Here is a 16,098-nt window from a genome sequence, read left to right as displayed (position 1 = left end):
GGCACTGCCCGGGAGGGTGGCGCAATGCTGCACGGCGGCGAAGATAGGGGGGAAACATTGGCATGACAACAGAAGAGAAGACCCCCGACAGCCCCGAGGCCCGCACCGCCCGGCTGAATGCCAACCTGGCCAGGGTTGAGGAACTGTCAAAGCGCCTGACGGCAGCCCTGACCCGGCGCCGCCATGTTGACCCCGCCCTGCACGGCCCCGCGCCCGATGTCTACATGAAGGCTGCGGCCGCCTGGCTGGCCGAGATGATGCAGAACCCCGCCAAGATGGTGGAACATCAGGTCAACTACTGGGGCAAGACGCTGAAACACTATGTCGAGGCGCAGCAGACCCTTGCCAAGGGCGAGTTCAGGGCCCCGCCCGACCCCGGCCCCAGGGACCGCCGGTTCAGCAATCCGCTCTGGGACACGCATCCCTTCTTCAACTACCTGAAACAGCAGTATCTGCTGAACGCCGAGGCAATATCGACCGCCGTGGGCGACCTGGAGACGCTTTCGCCCGAGGACCGCCGCCGGGTGGAGTATTTCACCAGACAGATCGTCGACATGTTCAGCCCGACGAATTTCCTGGGCACCAACCCCGAGGCGCTGGAACGCGCGGTCGAGACCGACGGTGAAAGCCTGGTGCAGGGGCTGGAGAACCTGGTGCGCGACATCGAGGCCAATCAGGGCGACCTACTGGTGACGCTGGCTGACCGCGAGGCGTTCAAGGTCGGCGAAAATCTCGCGACCACTCCGGGCGCCGTGGTCTACCGCAACCGGATGCTGGAGCTTATCCAGTACGAACCGACGACCGAGAAGGTCCACAAGACGCCCTTGCTGATCTTTCCGCCCTGGATCAACAAGTTCTACATTCTGGATCTGAAGCCCGCGAATTCGCTGATCAAATGGATCGTGGACCAGGGCTTCACCCTGTTCGTCGTTTCCTGGGTCAATCCCGACGCGAGCTACGCCGGGACCGGAATGGACGACTACATCCGCGATGGCTATCTGCGCGCGATGGCCGAGGTCCGGCGCATCACCGGCGAAAAGCAGATCAACGCGGTCGGCTACTGCATTGCCGGCACCACCCTGGCCCTGACGCTGGCGCATCTGAACAAGGCCGGGGACAAGACGGTCAAAAGTGCCACCTTCCTCACCACGCTTACCGATTTCTCCGACCCTGGCGAAGTGGGCGTCTTCCTGAATGACGATTTCGTTGACGGAATCGAACGGCAGACCGAACGTGACGGCATCCTGTCAAAATTCTTCATGAGCCGCACCTTCAGCTTCCTGCGTTCGAACGACCTGATCTACACGCCGGCGATCAAGTCCTACATGCTGGGCGAGGCGCCGCCTGCCTTCGACCTGCTGTACTGGAACGGCGATGGGACCAACCTGCCCGCGAAGATGGCCGTCGAATACCTGCGCGGGCTTTGCCAGCAGGATGGCTTTGCAAAGCGCGAGTTCAAGGTCTTCGGCCAACCGGTCAGCCTTGCCGACGTTACGCAGCCGCTCTGCGCTGTCGCCTGCGAGACTGATCACATCGCCCACTGGCGCGGAAGTTTCAACGGCATCAAGCAGATGGGCTCTGGGGACAAGACCTTCATACTTTCGGAGTCGGGCCATATCGCCGGCATCATCAACCCGCCTTCGAAGGACAAGTATGGCCATTACACCAACGATGCCCCCGTGGCAGGTGACCCGGACGCGTGGCTGAAGGGCGCCACCTTCCACAAGGGCAGCTGGTGGCCGCGCTGGGGCGAATGGCTCAAGGCGCACTCGGGGCCGCTGGTCAAGGCAAGGATACCAGCCGATTCGCTGGCACCGGCACCGGGAACCTATGTGGTCGCAACGCCGGTGCTCGAGCCGACAAGCTGACATTTCAGCCGCTTTACGCAGGGTTAACGCCAGCAACTTGCGGTTTTGCTGCATTGCAGAAAAAGACTTGCAATGCTGCACCGCAGCATCTATATCTCTGTCATCAAGACGGGGTAGCATCCCCGATACCGAAGCCCCCAGATCGGAGTGATCAGATGACCAAGACCCCGGATTTCACCAAAGTCGTGCAGGACATGATGGCCTCGTTCCCGGTTGACGCCTCGGCGTTCCAGAACGCGTTCAAGACCCAGGCCGCCTTCGCTGAGAAGTTTTCGAAAGTGGCGATCGAAGCTGCCGAGAAATCGACCGAAATTTCGGCCAAATGGGCCAAGGACACCCTGGCCAAGGTTGCCGACATGTCGAAGGCCAAAGCCGAGCCGGCCGACTACACCAAGGCGGTGACCGACTTCGCCTCGGCCGCGGCCGAGATGACCGCCGAAAACCTTGCTGCCTTCGCCGAAGTCGCGAAGAAGGTTCAGATGGAAACCGTCGAGCTGATGCTGGCCGCCGGCAAGGACATGTCTGAAGATGCGACCGCCGCCGTCAAGAAGGCCACCGCGGAGGTGACCTCTGCCGCCAAGAAGGCCGCTGCGGCTGCGAAGTAATCGCAGAACGGCAGCATCTCTTCAGGATGCGGGCGGGCCGGGTTAACCCCAGCCCGCCCTTTCTTTTTGAATTTCCCTCCCCTAGACTTCTCTGCAACCGCGAAATTCCCCGGGGAGGGACCGATGGCCGAAACCGACAAGCCGCTTCTGATCAAGCGTTACGCCAGCCGCAGGCTCTACAACACCGAGACATCGGATTACGTCACGCTGGAAGACATCGCAGGGTTCATCCGCGCCGGACGCGAGGTGCAGATCGTCGATCTGAAGACGGGCGACGATCTGACCCGGCAATACCTGCTACAGATCGTGGCCGAACATGAATCGAAAGGCGAAAGCGTCCTGCCCGTGGACGTGCTGACCGACCTCGTGCGCAGCTATGCCACCGGCATGCAAGCAGTGATGCCGCAGTTCCTCGCTGCCAGCTTCGAGATGTTGCGGAACAGCCAGGCCAAGATGATGGAGAACCTCTCTGCCTTTCCCAACCCGATGGCCGCCGTCCCTGGCTTCGAGGCGATGCGCAAGCAGCAGGAAGCCTTCCTCAAGTCGATGATGGGCGGCATGCCCGGCTGGGGCGGGTCGGGGCCCGCAAGGGAAGAGGACACCGCCGCATCCGACGACATTGCCGAGATCAAGAAGCAACTGGCCGAGTTGCAGAAGAAACTCTCCAAGCTCTGACCCATGGCCGAGGCTGAGGGCCGCGTCACGCTGTGGGGGATCGAAGTCTTCGTCGCCGCCGCCGAGGAAGGTTCGATTTCGGCCGCCGCACGTCGTCTGGGTGTGTCGCCTTCGGCCGTCAGCCAGCAGCTTTCCGGGCTTGAATCCGCACTAGGCGCCGTCCTGCTGGACCGTTCCGGCCGGCCGATGCCGGTCACGCCTGCCGGTGCCATGTTCCGCCGCCACGCCCAGACCATCCTGAACGCAGCCAGCGAGGCGCGTGCCGAACTGGCCATGGCCGATCTTGCCGGGATGACCACGCTGCGGCTGGGCGTGATCGAGGATTTCGACAGCGACGTGACGCCCTACCTGCTCAGCGCACTGTCGCGTGAGTTGAAGGGCTGCCGGTTCCTGCTGGAAACCGGTGCCAGCCACCGGCTGCTTGACCAGCTTGAGGCCCGCGCGCTGGACGTGGTGATCGCCGCAGATGCCGAAGCCGAGGGCCACTGGCGCGAGGTGCATCCCCTGATGGCGGAACCCTTCGTCGCCGTCGCACCCGTCGGCGCCCGTGTCGAGGATTTGCCGCTGATCCTTTATACTGCCCGCCACCTGATGGGCCGTCAGATCGCCGCGCATCTGGCGCGGCACGGGGTGCGTCCCGCACATCGGTTCGAACTGGACAGCTACGCCGCGATCCTGGCGATGGTAGCCGGCGGAGAAGGGTGGACGATCCTGACGCCCCTGGCCCTGCATCAGGCCCGCGGTTTCCGCGACAGGGTGGAGCTTCGCCCCCTGCCCTTTGCGCCGCTGCACCGGACGCTGTCGCTGTCCGCCCGCGCAGGCATCCTGAAGGACATCCCGTCGCAGATCACCGCAAGGCTGAAGCCGCTGATAGCCGGCCATGTCATCGGACCGGCACTGGCCGATCATCCCTGGCTCGCCCCGGCGCTACGGGTTCTATAGGCGACCGCCCCTGCCCAAGTGTGCCCGAGTGCCTGTCAGTCATCTCCTGGCCTTGCGCGTGAGGCGACGCGCATCGGGCAAGACGCCTTCCGCTAGCCCCGAATCTCGACCGCCGCATCCACGATGGCGGCGGCGATGAAATCCAGCTCGGCCTCGGTCAACCGTGTCGGCAGGCGCACGTCGCAGGCCCGCATCAGCATCGCGCGGGTCTTTGGCAGCTCTGGCACATCCTCCAGGAACTGCCAGTTCCAGAAGGCACGGGCGTTGCCCTCGCTCAGGCCGAACACCTGCACCGATACCCCTCGCGCCTTGGCGGCGGTCTGGAAATCGACTGCCTGCTGGTCCGTCCATCCGCCCACCAGGTTGAACTGGATCGAATCCGGCGCGCGCTCCTCCGGCCCCAGGGCCTCGGGCACCGCCAGATGCGCCGATCGGTTCAGCTTGGCCGCCACCCGGTCATGCCCGGCCCGGCCCTTGGCCACGCGTTCGGCCACCAGGGGCAATTGCGGCCGGATCACCGCCGCCGACAGGTTCTGCATGCGCAGATTGTAAAGCGGCAGCCGGTTCTGCCAGTGCGCGCAGGAATTGGTCAGACCGGGATGCTTCTTCCAGTTGGTCTCATAGGCGCCCGACATGATGATCGCCTTCGCCGCGATCTCGGGATCGTCGGTGATCAGGATCCCGCCCTCGCCCGCGTTGACCAGCTTGTAGGACTGGAAGCTGAAACAGCCCACCTTGCCGATGGTGCCGATGTTGCGCCCGCCCCAGACCGTGCCCAGCGAATGCGCCGCATCCTCGATCACGGGGACGCCCGCCGCATCGCAGAGCGCCATGATCGCGTCCATGTCGGACGTATGCCCTCGCATGTGCGAAATCATCACCGCATCCGCGCCCGGCAGCTTGGCCGCGAAATCCGCCATGTCCACGCGGTAGTTGTCGCCCACCTCAACCAGCACCGGCACGCAGTCGGCATGCACCACGCTGGACGGGACAGCCGCGAAGGTGAAGGCAGGGATCAGCACCTTCGCGCCCCTAGACAAGTCCAGCGCCTTCAAGGACAGAAACAGCGCCGCCGAACAGGACGAGACCGCCAACGCGTAGCGCGCCCCCAGAAGCTCGGCGAACTCCTGCTCCAAAAGGGCAACCGGCGCATCCGACGGTGCGGTATAGCGGAACAGGTCGCCCGATGCGAGAAGCCGGTCGATCTCGGCCCGCGCGGCCTCAGGGATCGGTTCGGCGTCAAAGACATTGGGGGCGAGGGTCTGACCGTCGGGGGCCATTCGTGCACCTTTTCTGAAACTCAGGTTCAGGAAAGGTGTAAACGCCGCATTGATGACGCGCCAGTGACAAATTCGGCGGTCTGCAGTTCTCCGCCTAGATTTTCACCGCCTGTCGCGCCGCGACCATGGATATTGTGCCTTCCAACTCGTGCCAGGCGGTGCGTGCCATGGACCGGAAGACCATGATCTCAAGCTCATGATCCCCCGTTCGCAGGATCACGGCATTCATGTGGTTCACCTGGGTTCGCGCCACCCGCCCGGCAGGAAAGGCAGAAGACCGCAGGTCCACCGGCACCAGCCGTGCCAGCACATCGACGGCGGCGGCGCCGGAAATCCCAAGCACTGCCCAGCCGTCGCTCTGATCGGTCAACGCCGCTCCCTCGATAGCCGGGGGTGCGACCCCCATCAGGAAGGCTTGCTCGCGCCCGGTCCAGACAATGCGCGCACCTTTCTTTTCGGTGAAGGTATTGGGGGGCGGAAAGGTCAGACCCAGGGTCTTCAGCCCCTTTGCCGCCAGCTTCGCCCCGCCCGGATACAGCGCAACCGAGGTGATCGGGCCGGGGTCCAGTTCCACCAGCGTCAACCCGCCAAGCGTCAGGCGGCGCCCGTCCAGGGCCGATTTCGCGATCAGTTCAGGCACGCAGCTTCTCCCCCGCCGGATCGTGGAATACAGGGTCGCATACCTCGCAGATCACGTCGATGCCGCGCAGGTGATCGACCAGCCGGATCTTCTCGCCATGCCGGTTGCGCCCGTCCTTCAGGAAGGCAAGGGCCAGCCAGGCGCCCAGCGTGGGCGACCAGCAGACACTGGTGACATAGCCCTGGTCGGTTTCGCGGTGAATCTCCATTCCCGGCACGAAGAGATGCGCACCGGCGCTTATCGGGGCGCTGGCCTTCAGGCCCACCAGCTGCTCGCGCTCCGGCCCCCAGAGGCCGGGCCTCTGCGCCGCCGCCTTGCCGATGCAGTCCTTCTTCGCGCTGACCATCTTCTCCATGCCGATGTCATGCGCGGTGACGCGGCCGTGGATCTCGGCATGGGTGATGAAGCCCTTTTCGATCCGCAGGACGTTCAGCGCCTCCATCCCGTAGGGTCCGCCGCCCATGGTCTCGGCCCGCGCGACCAGATCGCGGAACAGCGCCTCGCCGTAGCGGGTGGGCACGGCCAGCTCATAGCCCTCCTCGCCGCTGAACGAGATGCGGAAGAGCCGCCCCTTGACCCCACCGACGCGGACCGGCGCCACCCCCATGAAGGGCAGATCGACCGTCTCCTCCAGGAAGGACTGCACCAGCGCCCGCGCCTTCGGCCCGGCCACGGCGAACTGTGCCCAGCTTTCGGTGACGCTGATGAAGCGCACCTGCCAGTCGGCACAGAAGGCCTGATGCACGAAGTCCAGATGCCGCATCACCAGCCCCGCCGCGGCGGTGGTCGTGGTCATCAGATAGTGATCCTCACCCAGCCGGGCGCTCGTGCCGTCATCCAGCACATGCCCGTCCTCGCGCAGCATCAGACCGTAACGAACGCGGCCCACCGGCAGGGTCGAGAAGGTGTTGGTATAGACGAAGTCGAGGAACCTTCCGGCATCCTTGCCCTGGATGTCGATCTTGCCCAGCGTCGAGACATCCGCCACGCCCACCGCCTCGCGCACCATGCGCACCTCGCGGTCGCAGGCCTCGCGCCAGGTGGTCTCGCCGGGCTTCGGGAAGTAGGATGGCCGATACCAAAGCCCCGCCTCGATCATCGGCGCGCCCCGGTCGCGGCTGGCCTGGTCGCTGGTCAGGAAGCGTTGCGGCGCGAACCCTTCGGCCCGCCCCCCCGCCCCCATCGCGGCGATCGACACCGGCGTGTAGGGCGGGCGGAAGGTCGTGGTCCCGGTCTCGGGGATGCCACGCCCGGTGGCATCTGCCAGCACCGCCAGCGCCGCCACGTTCGAGTTCTTGCCCTGATCCGGCGCCATGCCCTGCGTGGTGTAGCGCTTCATGTGCTCGACCGACCGGAAACCCTCCTGCGCGGCCAGCTTCACGTCCTTCGTCGTCACGTCATTGGCAAAGTCGAGCCAGGCCCGCCCCTTGCCCTCGACCGCCCAGAGCGCCTTCAGCACATAGGGCCTATCCTCGGCCTCGGGCAAGGGCAGGTCGGGTGCCTTGCGGCCCAGCGCCTGCACTGCCTGCACCGCCGCCGCGTGGCCGGTGACCAGCGCGCCATGGGTGGACATGCTGCCGTTCGCCGCACCAACCGCGACCAGACCCGGCACCGCGCCCTCCATCGGCACGAAGGCCGCGAGATCCTCGTCCCAGCGCGGGCGGCCGTTCATGTGGCAGGTCAGATGCAGCGTCGGGTTCCAGCCGCCCGACATCGCCAGGCAATCGGTCTCGATCTCGAAGGTCTCGGCCCCCTTGCGGACCGTGATCCCCGTCAGCCCCAGCCGCCCGCGGGTGCCGATCACCTCGCCCCCCACATGGACCGGACAGTCCTCGACGCTAAAGGCATCCGGACGCGGGTCGATGATCGCCGCCACCGTCACCCCAGCCGCCATCAGCTCGCGCGCCACGGCCCGGGCCTGGTCGGTGTTGGCAAACAGCGTCACCCGCTTGCCGAGGCTGACGCCATAGCGGTTCAGATAGGTCCGCACGGCCGAGGCCAGCATGATCCCCGGCCGGTCGTTGTCGGGGAAGGCCACGGGGCGCTCCAGCGCGCCCGCGGCGAGCACCGCATGTTTCGCCACGATCCGCCAGAAACATTCGCGCGACAGGTTGGGCCGGGCGGGCTTGTGCAGGCCCACCCGCTCCAGCGCGCCATAGGTGCCGTGGTCGTAGGCCCCGGTGACCGTGGTGCGCAGCATCAGCCGCACGTTCGGCAAGGCCTCCAGCTCGGCCAGGACCTGCGCCAGCCACTCGCCCGCCGGCATCCCCCCGATCGTGCCTCCGTCCGACAGAATCCGCCCGCCGAAGGCATGGCTTTCCTCGCACAGGATCACGTCCGCGCCCGCCCGCCCCGCCGTCAGCGCCGCCATCAGCCCCGCGGGCCCCGAGCCGATCACCAGCACGTCGCAGAAGGCAAAAGCCTTCTCGTAGGTGCCCTCGTCGTGCCTGCCCGAAAGGCTTCCAAGCCCCGCCGCCCGGCGGATCAGCGGCTCGTAAAGCCCTTCCCAGAAGGCGCGCGGCCACATGAAGGTCTTGTAGTAGAACCCCGCCCCGAGGAAAGGCCAGAGCAGATCGTTCACCGCCAGCAGATCGAAGCGCAAGCTGCCCAGCCGGTTCTGGCTGCGCGTCTCCAGCCCCTCGAACACCTCCTGCACCGTCGCGCGCACGTTCGGGGTCTGGTTCTTCGGCCCGATGACTTCGACCAGCGCGTTCGGCTCCTCCGACCCCGCGGTCAGCACGCCGCGCGGGCGGTGATACTTGAACGACCGCCCGACCAGCCGAACATCATTGGCCAGAAGCGCCGAGGCCAGCGTGTCGCCCTTGTAACCGGCGTAATCCTTCCCGTCGAAGCGGAAGCGGACCGGCTTCGTCCGGTCGATCAGCCCCTTGCCGTCGATCCTCATGCCTTGCGCTCCGCCACCAGTTCGACGCCGGAAATCTCATGCGTCACCGTGTTCCGGGTGACCAGAAGCCACTGGGAACACCCAGCCTCGTGATACCACAGGTCGCGCGTCACCCCGGCGGGATTGTCCCGCAGGTGCAGGTAGGCGTCCCATTCCGCCAGGGCCGCATCTGCGGCCGGGCGGTGCAGATAGTCCTCTGCCCCGTAGTAATAGAATTCCCGCCGGTCGCGTTCACCGCACAACGGACATCTCAACCGCATGAGCCGGCCCCCGCCTTCTTCCGTTCCCAAATATCCCCGCCAGAGGCATCCGCCCTCTCTGCCAGGCGCAGCGCACCCGATCCCGCGGACGCCCTATGCCAGGCGCCTCCCCTCACCCTGGTGGGGAGGGGATGGGGGTGGGGGGCTGCCGTCTGGTCACGCATCGCCCGCCCTCAATGGAGGTTGTGCTGGCTGCCGGTGCCCTCTTCATCCAGAAGATGGCCCGTGGCAAAGCGGTCAAGCCGGAACTTGCGCGCCACCTCGTGCGGCTGATCGGTCGCCATCAGATGCGCCATGCACCATCCGCTCGCCGGCACCGCCTTGAACCCGCCGTAGTTCCAGCCGCAGTTGAGATAAAGCCCCTCGACATGCGTCCTGTCGATGATGGGCGAGCCATCCGGCGACATGTCCATGATCCCGCCCCAGGACCGCAGCACCTTCGCCCGCCCGATCATCGGCATCAGCGTCATGCCAGCCTCCATCACATGCTCGACCATCGGCAGGTTCCCCCGCGCCGCGTAGCTGGCGTAGAAATCCAGGTCTCCCCCGAACACCAACCCGCCCTTGTCCGACTGGCTAATGTAGAAATGCCCCATGCCGAAGCTGACCACATGGTTGATCACCGGCTTCAGCCCCTCGGTCACGAAAGCCTGCAACACATGGCTCTCGATCGGCAGGCGCATCCCCGCCATCGCCGCGACCTGGCTCGACCGCCCGGCCACAACGATTCCGACCTTCTTCGCCCGGATCGCCCCGCGCGTGGTCTGCACGCCCTTTACCACCCCGTTCTCGATGTCGATGCCCGTGACCTCGCAGTTCTGGATCAGGTCCACGCCCCGCTTGTCCGCCCCCCGCGCATAGCCCCAGGCCACGGCGTCATGCCTGGCCGACCCGCCGCGCGGGTGCAACAGGCCGCCATAGATCGGGAAGCGGGTGTTGTCGAAGTCGAGGTAGGGCAGATGCTCCCGCACCCCCTCGCGGTCCAGAAGGATCGCATCATCGCCCTGGTTTATCATCGCATTGCCACGCCGCACGAAGGCATCGCGCTGGCCGTCGGAATGGAACAGGTTGATGAGACCGCGCTGCGAATGCATCACGTTGTAGTTCAGCTCGGCCTCCAGACCTTCCCACAGCTTCAGGGAATGGCTGTAGAACTCGCTATTGCCCGGCAGGAAATAGTTGGCGCGCACGATGGTCGTGTTCCGCCCCACGTTCCCGCCGCCGAGATATCCTTTCTCCAGCACCGCGACATTGGTGATCCCGTGGTTCTTCGCCAGGTAATAGGCCGTCGAAAGCCCATGCCCGCCGCCGCCGATGATGACCACATCATACTCTGCCTTGGGTGATGGCTCGCGCCAGGCGGGCGTCCAGCCCCTGTTGCCGAAAAGCCCCTCGGTGATGACCCTCAGCCCGGAATATCGCATCGCTTCTGCCTCCCGTTCCGGCCATCAAACCGGAACCGCTGGCATATTCAAGTCCGTGCAAGCAGTTCCTTGGCCATCTGCGACATTACATGTCGGTTGCAACCGATTTCGCCCGATCACGCGCTTCTGGAGACCGGATCAGACCGACCCGGCGGCACCGACACCATAGGCCGCAATACCGGCTGCATGATCGATGTGCTCCTCGGCATCAAGGAACCGCTTGATGCTATCCCGCTTGCCTAGCGGATCCTCTACCAACACAGCCAGTTCACGCATTCGACGCCGCTCCATCTCCAGCGTGAAGCCATCAGGACCAACCCCCGGGTCCAGGAGATGCTCCGCGCCCCGCTTCCGCAAGAATTGCTTCATGTCTGCAAAGATTGCCGGATCGAACAGCCGAAGCCTGTCGTTCCAAGGCTTGATTGGCCCGGTGAAGTGTACAAGCCTCGGCCTCCGCCCCGACACCAACGGATAGCTGGTCTTGGACATCTGCCAGTTCCACCCGGGAGAAAGGCTGTCCCAGTCGCCCTCAATTACGGCATTAAGGGCCGACTGGTCGACATAGCGGCAAAGTCCTTGGTTCTGCTGGAAGAAATCCAGCGCGGCAGTGGAATAGCCGCCGCTGGTCCAGACCGGCCCGTTAACCAACAGCACACCGGAGTTGAAGTAGTTGCTGCCAATCTTGGGATTCAGCGCCGCAACATACGACTTTTGGTGGCGCAACCGCTCCCGGTCGGGCCAGTGCGACCGGGAGCGCACCGCAGCCAGCGGCCTGCCAGTTTCGGGCAGGTCGAGAAGATCGGCCAGCGAACCCCAAGCCTGGAAGACGTCGCCGTCGAGGTAGATCACGCGGTGATAGATCTTCGCCAGTTCCTCAAGCGCGAACAGCCGCAGTACTGCGGCAAGAGGCACATGCGTGGTGGGGCTGTAATGGATGGCGCGAGGATATTCTGGCAGATGATGGACCTGCACGCCTTCGGGAAAGACCTCGATCAGATCGTCAGGCACATCACCCACGAGATAGGCGTGGTGGTCCAGCCTGCAAGAACGGTCCAGCGCCATGGAACGGGACAAAACATAAGCGCCCTGCCAAGCCCACGTCGCATCAGAGCAAACCACGACTGCGGCTTCGGCGCCTTCACCAATAGAACTGTTCCGCACCAACCGACCGTCCTGATCACACTGTGTGGACACCACAAATTGCCTTGCTACCGCGATTTTCAAGACCAGCCGGCAAATTCCGCTGGGCAGCCGTCACTGACGCACCCCAACCGGGCATTGGCGAAACCGGGTCAAAGCCCCTTCGACCGATAGGTCTTCGCCACACGGTCGATCGCCACGATATAGGCCGCGACCCGCAGGTCCTCGACATCCTGCCTGGAATGCCAGACCTCGCGCATCGCCTGGTAGGCCGTGCGCATCGTGTCGTCGAGGCCCGAGCGCACCAGCGCCAGCTCGTCCGAGCCGGTCAGGAAGCGCTCCTTGAAATCCTCGGCCAAGGTCCAGCCCAGGCCCTTGTCGGCGCTGAGCCGTTCCAGTTCCTCGACGAGCAGACGGCTCCGCGCCTCTTCCGCGCGGCGCTGCATCCGGCCAAAGCGGATGTGAGACAGGTTCTTGACCCATTCGAAATAGGAAACGGTCACGCCCCCGGCATTGGCGTACATGTCAGGAATGATGACACAGCCCTTGCGACGCAGGATCTCGTCGGCGCCGAAGGTGACGGGGCCGTTCGCCGCCTCGACGATCAGGGGCGCCCTTATGCGCTCGGCGTTGGACAGGTTGATGACCCCCTCCATAGCCGCCGGGATCAGAATGTCGCAAGCGGCTTCGAGCAACGACGCGCCGTCGGCTACATGCGTGCCACGAGGAAAGCCCGCGACAGCGCCGCCGTTGGCGTTCATCCACTGACGCAGTTCCTCGATGGGCAGGCCCGCCTCGTTCACGATCGCGCCGTCGCGCTCGATCACCGCGATGATCTTGCAGCCGTCCTCCTCGGACAGGAACTTCGCCGCATGGTAGCCCACGTTGCCAAGCCCCTGCACGATCACCCGTTTGCCTTCCAGCCCTCCCGTCAGCCCGGCGCGGGCCATGTCGTCCATGTGGCGGAAGAATTCGCGCATGGCATACTGCACGCCGCGGCCCGTGGCCTCGACCCGCCCCTGAATCCCTCCCGCATGCGGCGGCTTGCCAGTCACGCAGGCCTTGGCATTGATGTCGGTCGTGTTCATCCGCGCATACTGGTCGGCGATCCAGGCCATCTCGCGCTCACCCGTGCCCATGTCGGGGGCCGGCACGTTCTGTGCCGGGTGGATCAGGTCACGCTTGATCAGCTCATAGGCGAAGCGGCGGGTGATCTGTTCCAGCTCGTGTTCGTCCCATTGGCGCGGATCGATGCACAATCCGCCCTTCGATCCGCCGAACGGCGTTTCCACCAGCGCGCATTTGTAGGTCATCAGCGCGGCCAGCGCCTCGACCTCGTCCTGGCTGACCGAGAGGGCATAGCGGATGCCGCCCTTGACCGGCTCCATATGCTCGGAGTGGACCGAGCGATAGCCGGTGAAGGTCTCGATCTTTCCCCGCAGCCGCACCCCGAAACGCACGGTGTAGGTCGAGTTGCAGACGCGGATCTTCTGTTCCAGTCCCGGGCTCAGATCCAGCAATCTCGCCGCGCGGTTGAACATCAGATCGACGGATTCCCGGAAACTCGGTTCGCCGGATACCCTCATGCCATGCCTCCATGTCTGGCCGTGCGCCACGCGGCGCCGCAGTTGCACCCTACAGGTCTGGCCGCGTCTGTGAAGCCCGCTTCCACACGCATCGCCAGCCGTCGCCACGAAAGGGGGCGGACGGGCGATTACCGACCAGCGCGAATCAGGGCGCCAGGCTTTGCCGACGCCCGCATGACGCCCGTGCTTTGCGCCCGGCTTGAGAAAAGCGTCAGCGAAACCCGAAGAATTGTTTCCGAAAACTGCAGATTTCGGCTTCTTCCGAGGCAAATGCCACACTTCTGCCCGATCTTCGATTTTAATGATTATCGGATTTCCTGCCGTCTGCCGGCGGGGCTGCTGCCATTTCATAGGTGTCACGATGCCGAAACCGACTTCCGCATTGGTCCGCAATCGTCACTGCACAGGGCTGCTCCGCTTTCGGGAGGATGAGCGCGGCTCGATGTCGTATTTCTTCCTGCTCATCTTCGTTCTCATGATCATCTTCGGCGGGATTGCCGTGGATGTCATGCGCTTCGAGACCCGGCGCGTCGCGCTGCAGCAGACGATGGACAGGGCAGCCCTTGCGGCCGCCAGTCTCACGCAGACGCGCACGCCGCGAGAGGTGGTGGATGACTGGTTCGGCAAGGCCGGCCTCGGCGCCGATCTCGAAATGGTCCGGTTCAGCGACCCGACGACAGCAGCCATCGCCGATGCCGGGCTGCGGCGGGTGACGGTTTCGGCAAGGGTGCGGTCCTACAACTTCTTCATGGGCATCTTTTCCGATAACGAATACCTGGAAAGCTCGACCGTGTCCGAGGCGACCCAGGGCGTGAACGACATCGAGGTGATGCTCGCGCTAGACATCACAGGGTCGATGACCGGATCCGCAGGTATGAAGGACGACCCCAAGACGCCGCAGAACGAGGCGTCCTGGTCGAAGATCCAGGCCCTGCGCAGCGCAGCGACCGACTTCGTGAATGTGGTCAAGGAAAACGACAGCCAGAACAGCGTCTCGATCGGACTGGTGCCTTACAACATGCAGGTGAACCTGCCTGCCGACCTGCGCGCGCAGTTCACGGTAACGAACCTGTCGCACTGGGGTGGCGTGGCGAACCAGGGCGTTCCGAACATCAACTGCATCGAGCTGCCGACCTCTACCTACAACCAGACCGCGCTGTCGCGCACGACACCGATGCCCATGGCGTCTGTCGCCGACACGACCGGCACGACGACCACCACGACGAACTTCATCGACCCGACGCTCAGTTCGAACGCCAACGTGGTGCGCCCGGACATCCGGGCGGGCTACCGCATCTGCACGACACTGAACGATGTGCCGAGCACTCCGTTCGATGAATCGACCTACAACCATGTCATGTTGCCGACGAAGAACGGCGCCGCCGTGATCAACCGGATCCAGCAGCTGCAGGCAGCGGGGAACACCTACATCGTGACGGGGATGCGCTGGGCCACGGCTCTGATCGACGAAACCGCGCGGCCCATCTACACCGCCATTGGCGATGCTTCGGTGCAGGGCCGGCCCGCGGACAACAGCGCGAGGGAGACTCGCAAGATCATCATCCTGATGACCGACGGCGACCATGTGACCAGCACCCGTATCGTCGATGCCTACAAGTCAGGCCCATCGCCGATCTGGCGCGGCGCGGATGGGCGCTATGCGATCCGTTTCTGGACTGGCGGCCCGGGATTGCAGGGCGGAACCCGCCCGGCCTGTGCCGGCTCCAACACCTATTTCGTGCCGCACCTCAAGCCGAACTCGGATACCAGCTGCAGCAGCACCTCCAGCGCCGGCCGGGTGGCCTGGGTGGCATCGCCCACATGGACCGGCAGCGGTGCCGTGCGCCAACTTGACTGGAGCGAGGTCTGGCTGGATCTCCGCCTCGATTATGTGGTGCGTCAGCTCTACATGCGCTCGAATGTGAGCGGGACCAGCAATGCTACAACGGTGCGCAACGTCTTCCGCGACACCTTCTACACCAACGAAACGACGATGGATTCACTGTTGCAGACCAACTGCACGGCGGCACGCAATGCCGGTATCGAGATCTATGGAATTGCGTTCAATGCCCCGCCGGAAGGCCAGGCAGCAATCAGAGGCTGTTCCTCCTCGCCAAAGGAAAGCTATTACTTCAACGCCACCGATGGCGACACGCTTTTGGCCGCCTTCCGCGCCATCGCCACCGACATCTCTGCCCTGAGGCTGACACAATGAACCGCCTCGCGCGTTTCCTGGCAGACGAACGCGGCACCGCAACGATCGAGTTCGTCTTCGTGGTACCGGTCGTCCTGATCATCTTCATGGCGTCGGTCGAAAGCAGCCTGTACATGGCCCGCTATGTCATGCTGGAACGCAGCGTGGACATCGTGGTGCGCGACATACGCCTGGGCAGGCTTGACGGGCTGACGCATGCCGAGCTGAAGCGGCGGATCTGCCAGACCAGCGCGCTGGTCAATTCGGTGCAGCAATGCGTCGATTCCATGCGCATCTGGATGCAGCCGATCAACACCGCGAATTTCGCCATGGTCGCCCCGCCGCGCCACTGCGTGGACCGCAGCGCACCGATAGACCCCCTGGCGCCAGAGCCGAGCGACACCGAATTTACCTATGGTGCGGATAACGACATCATGCTGCTGCGCATCTGCCTGAAAGAGCGGCCGATGTTTCCCACCACTGCCGTCGGGGCATCCCTGATCGCCGATGGGGAAGGCGACGGCAACTATGCCTTGCTTGCCACGTCCGTCTTTGTCAACGAACCGGGATGACGCCAGC

The 16,098-nt window shown here is 64.5% G+C and carries 13 protein-coding genes; 6 read left to right on the top strand and 7 right to left on the bottom strand.

Annotated features, from left to right (window positions below):
- The first annotated feature begins 62 nt into the window (after window positions 1-62).
- The 4 genes from phaC (at window position 63) to EYB42_RS09905 (ending at window position 4,090) form a co-directional block, all read left to right on the top strand.
- On the top strand, window positions 63-1,868 hold the full coding sequence (gene phaC, locus EYB42_RS09920) for a class I poly(R)-hydroxyalkanoic acid synthase (RefSeq protein WP_135449944.1): 1,806 nt from the start codon (window positions 63-65) through the stop codon (window positions 1,866-1,868).
- A 155-nt stretch (window positions 1,869-2,023) separates the two neighbouring features.
- Complete coding sequence (locus tag EYB42_RS09915; protein WP_135449943.1) at window positions 2,024-2,473, top strand: Phasin; 450 nt, start codon at window positions 2,024-2,026, stop codon at window positions 2,471-2,473.
- Between the two features lie 123 nt (window positions 2,474-2,596).
- On the top strand, window positions 2,597-3,148 hold the full coding sequence (gene phaR / locus EYB42_RS09910) for a polyhydroxyalkanoate synthesis repressor PhaR (protein WP_135449942.1): 552 nt from the start codon (window positions 2,597-2,599) through the stop codon (window positions 3,146-3,148).
- A gap of 3 nt (window positions 3,149-3,151) precedes the next feature.
- Window positions 3,152-4,090, top strand: a complete 939-nt coding sequence (locus EYB42_RS09905; protein WP_135449941.1) for a LysR family transcriptional regulator — start codon at window positions 3,152-3,154, stop codon at window positions 4,088-4,090.
- Between the two features lie 92 nt (window positions 4,091-4,182).
- Here the strand turns inward: EYB42_RS09905 and EYB42_RS09900 are convergent, their stop codons facing one another.
- The 7 genes from EYB42_RS09900 to EYB42_RS09870 all read right to left on the bottom strand — a co-directional run bounded on the left by EYB42_RS09900 (window position 4,183) and on the right by EYB42_RS09870 (window position 13,325).
- On the bottom strand, window positions 4,183-5,370 hold the full coding sequence (locus tag EYB42_RS09900; protein ID WP_135449940.1) for a DegT/DnrJ/EryC1/StrS family aminotransferase: 1,188 nt from the start codon (window positions 5,368-5,370) through the stop codon (window positions 4,183-4,185).
- Window positions 5,371-5,464: 94 nt separating this feature from the next.
- Window positions 5,465-6,010: a sarcosine oxidase subunit gamma gene (locus tag EYB42_RS09895; protein ID WP_135449939.1), complete on the bottom strand. Its 546-nt coding sequence runs from the start codon at window positions 6,008-6,010 to the stop codon at window positions 5,465-5,467.
- Window positions 6,003-8,915, bottom strand: coding sequence for a sarcosine oxidase subunit alpha family protein (locus EYB42_RS09890; protein ID WP_135449938.1), 2,913 nt, complete (start codon window positions 8,913-8,915; stop codon window positions 6,003-6,005). The genes EYB42_RS09895 and EYB42_RS09890 overlap by 8 nt, the downstream gene beginning before the upstream one ends.
- On the bottom strand, window positions 8,912-9,175 hold the full coding sequence (locus EYB42_RS09885; protein WP_135449937.1) for a sarcosine oxidase subunit delta: 264 nt from the start codon (window positions 9,173-9,175) through the stop codon (window positions 8,912-8,914). Before EYB42_RS09885 ends, EYB42_RS09890 begins: the two co-directional genes overlap by 4 nt.
- Window positions 9,176-9,348: 173 nt before the next feature.
- Complete coding sequence (locus EYB42_RS09880; protein WP_135449936.1) at window positions 9,349-10,599, bottom strand: sarcosine oxidase subunit beta family protein; 1,251 nt, start codon at window positions 10,597-10,599, stop codon at window positions 9,349-9,351.
- A gap of 138 nt (window positions 10,600-10,737) precedes the next feature.
- Complete coding sequence (locus EYB42_RS09875) at window positions 10,738-11,760, bottom strand: glycosyltransferase family 8 protein (RefSeq protein ID WP_240784086.1); 1,023 nt, start codon at window positions 11,758-11,760, stop codon at window positions 10,738-10,740.
- Window positions 11,761-11,891: 131 nt separating this feature from the next.
- On the bottom strand, window positions 11,892-13,325 hold the full coding sequence (locus tag EYB42_RS09870; protein WP_135449934.1) for a Glu/Leu/Phe/Val family dehydrogenase: 1,434 nt from the start codon (window positions 13,323-13,325) through the stop codon (window positions 11,892-11,894).
- Window positions 13,326-13,767: 442 nt separating this feature from the next.
- On the opposite strand from EYB42_RS09870, the gene EYB42_RS09865 reads away from it, so the two are divergent.
- Both EYB42_RS09865 and EYB42_RS09860 read left to right on the top strand, forming a co-directional pair.
- Window positions 13,768-15,540: a Tad domain-containing protein gene (locus EYB42_RS09865; protein ID WP_167850983.1), complete on the top strand. Its 1,773-nt coding sequence runs from the start codon at window positions 13,768-13,770 to the stop codon at window positions 15,538-15,540.
- Window positions 15,537-16,091: a TadE/TadG family type IV pilus assembly protein gene (locus EYB42_RS09860; RefSeq protein WP_135449932.1), complete on the top strand. Its 555-nt coding sequence runs from the start codon at window positions 15,537-15,539 to the stop codon at window positions 16,089-16,091. The genes EYB42_RS09865 and EYB42_RS09860 overlap by 4 nt, the downstream gene beginning before the upstream one ends.
- The last annotated feature ends 7 nt before the right edge of the window (window positions 16,092-16,098 follow it).

The sequence above is a fragment of the Tabrizicola caldifontis genome (genome assembly GCF_004762095.1).
Lineage (GTDB): Bacteria > Pseudomonadota > Alphaproteobacteria > Rhodobacterales > Rhodobacteraceae > Tabrizicola > Tabrizicola caldifontis.
The sequence above is the reverse complement of the archived record's forward strand: the minus strand, read 5'-3'. Positions and strand labels throughout refer to the sequence as shown.

Excerpts from the sequence above, each read along its gene's own strand:
- EYB42_RS09885 (WP_135449937.1), bottom strand. The coding sequence starts at position 9,175 with ATGCGGTTGAGATGTCCGTTGTGCGGTGAACGCGACCGGCGGGAATTC.
- EYB42_RS09880 (WP_135449936.1), bottom strand. The coding sequence starts at position 10,599 with ATGCGATATTCCGGGCTGAGGGTCATCACCGAGGGGCTTTTCGGCAAC.
- EYB42_RS09905 (WP_135449941.1), top strand. The coding sequence starts at position 3,152 with ATGGCCGAGGCTGAGGGCCGCGTCACGCTGTGGGGGATCGAAGTCTTC.
- phaC (WP_135449944.1), top strand. The coding sequence starts at position 63 with ATGACAACAGAAGAGAAGACCCCCGACAGCCCCGAGGCCCGCACCGCC.
- EYB42_RS09900 (WP_135449940.1), bottom strand. The coding sequence starts at position 5,370 with ATGGCCCCCGACGGTCAGACCCTCGCCCCCAATGTCTTTGACGCCGAA.
- EYB42_RS09865 (WP_167850983.1), top strand. The coding sequence starts at position 13,768 with ATGTCGTATTTCTTCCTGCTCATCTTCGTTCTCATGATCATCTTCGGC.
- phaR (WP_135449942.1), top strand. The coding sequence starts at position 2,597 with ATGGCCGAAACCGACAAGCCGCTTCTGATCAAGCGTTACGCCAGCCGC.
- EYB42_RS09890 (WP_135449938.1), bottom strand. The coding sequence starts at position 8,915 with ATGAGGATCGACGGCAAGGGGCTGATCGACCGGACGAAGCCGGTCCGC.
- EYB42_RS09915 (WP_135449943.1), top strand. The coding sequence starts at position 2,024 with ATGACCAAGACCCCGGATTTCACCAAAGTCGTGCAGGACATGATGGCC.
- EYB42_RS09860 (WP_135449932.1), top strand. The coding sequence starts at position 15,537 with ATGAACCGCCTCGCGCGTTTCCTGGCAGACGAACGCGGCACCGCAACG.
- EYB42_RS09870 (WP_135449934.1), bottom strand. The coding sequence starts at position 13,325 with ATGAGGGTATCCGGCGAACCGAGTTTCCGGGAATCCGTCGATCTGATG.